The following is a 1,771-nucleotide window of genomic DNA, read 5'->3' on the forward strand; positions in this document are numbered from 1 at the left end:
CCAGGGCAACGCAGCTCTCGTTGTCGCCGAGGCGGGCCTCCAGACCGCGCAGATGGTTGCCGTTCCTGCGCGCGACGTTGACATACACCGACTGCGACGTGTCCTCGTCCCGCTGCAGCTGCTGCCAGCGGGTGCGCCAGAACCGGTACCAGTCAGGGTTCTGCAGCCGGTCCAGGCTGCGGACGACGACCGGGTAGTCCACCGCGAGCGGCACATGCGGCACTTCGGCGATGTCCCGGGGCCACCAGTCCACCGGCAGGTTGAGCAGTTCGAAGGGCAGGACGAACTCCAGCCACACGTCGGCCAGTCGGTCGCCGCCGACTCCCTCGACCGTCTTGATGACGTGGCTCACGGCCTGCTGGAGCCCATCGGTGGGCACCCGGGGGATCGGCTCGCCGTGCTTCCAGCTCGGGCCGTGGGCGTCGGACATGAGGGAGTGCGAGACGGTGTAGTGCCCGTTCTCCAGCGGGTCGGGCGCGATGTGGATCGCCAGGTACTCCTGGTTCGGCCGGACCGCCGCCGTGGGGACGGGAGACCTGGCCCGGTCGAGATCGAGCAGCTCGGCCAGGCCGCAGCTCAGGGCCCACTGACGGTTGCGCGCGAGCAACTCGCCCGCGAGTGGCCGGTCCATCACATCGGCGATGCGGTCCAGATAGACCATCCACGGCGGCAACCCGCCTCGCGGAGCACCCTGCCCTGCCATGTGCAGGAAATCGTGCCAGCACGTCTCGGCCTGCGGCGGTGGTGCGGAGACCCTGGCACCGGTGGCCACCCGGACGAGTGCGGTCCGCAGGCCGTACGACAGCGTCAGCGCCCCGAGGGCGTCGCCGAGGAAATCCCAGGAACCCGTGACGTCGGGCAGGCCGCGCAGGGCGTCCACGGCCGTCCACTCGTCGGCGAGCCGCTGCACGACCTGCGCCTGCGCGCAACCCGGCTCCAGCAATGACAGCTTCCGTGCCAGGGCCGGCAGTCCGTCCTGGTGCCGAGTGCAGAAACGGAACAGCTCCAGCAACTGCAGCGGCACAGTGGTGTGCTCCCGCAGGTCGGCCCGGCGCCCCACGGCCTCGCCCACCAGCTCGATCAGCAGGGCTCGCGCCGGCCGGTCCTGGAGCGAGGGGACCTCGAGCAGCGCGGCCAGCGTCTCCTCCCCGATCCGGTCCCGTATCCGTGACACCGGATTGCCGCGGCCCGCGCCGCCCTGTCCCGTCAACGTCGCCCCGCCGGGTTGGGGAAGGAGGGCGGGGAGGCGGCCGGTCCGGCGCGGCCTGTGGGGGTGGCGCCGACGGCATGGAGAAGTCGGGTCCGGGCCTTGTCCTCGCTCAGCCCGGTGAGGTCGGTGTACGGCACCTTGGACAGGGGCCACTCGGGTCGGCAGGGCTCCACCACGACCGGCACGAGTGTGTCCGCGAGGCCTTCCGGATCCTCTTGGTGCATGACCCACCAGGGCCGGAGCACCTGTACGGCCTCGACATAGGCCGGGGACACCAAGGCGATCAGGCGTTCGCCTTTTTCCGGCTCGGTCTGCGGGCCGATGCTCGCGTTTCCCTCCAGAACGAGTACGCGCAGGCCCGCGTTCTCCAGCTGCCAGGCGGTCCAGTCGGCCCAGGGGCGGTCGGCCGCGACGCAGGACACGAGGAAGCGGACCGGTGCGCCGGCGGCGGCCGCCCCCGCGGTACGCGTGTACTGCGTCCATGCCCCGCCGTCCCACCAGCGCTCGCCGGCGGGACCGTCACTTGTCCCTCCGGGCTCGGGGTACCACCCGGTAGGAGCT

The 1,771-nt window shown here is 71.7% G+C and carries 2 protein-coding genes; both read right to left on the reverse strand.

Annotated features, from left to right (window positions below; all coding sequences use genetic code 11):
• On the reverse strand, window positions 1-1,210 hold a 1,210-nt coding region (locus ACTWQJ_RS51060; RefSeq protein ID WP_443313145.1), incomplete at its 3' end, for a VMAP-C domain-containing protein.
• Window positions 1,207-1,771 (reverse strand): TIR domain-containing protein (locus ACTWQJ_RS51065; RefSeq protein ID WP_443313146.1); only part of this gene is annotated, 565 nt, incomplete at its 5' end. The genes ACTWQJ_RS51060 and ACTWQJ_RS51065, both read right to left, overlap by 4 nt.

Origin of the sequence: Streptomyces sp. KR55 (assembly GCF_052245645.1) — a bacterium.
Classification (GTDB): Bacteria; Actinomycetota; Actinomycetes; order Streptomycetales; family Streptomycetaceae; genus Streptomyces; species Streptomyces flavusporus.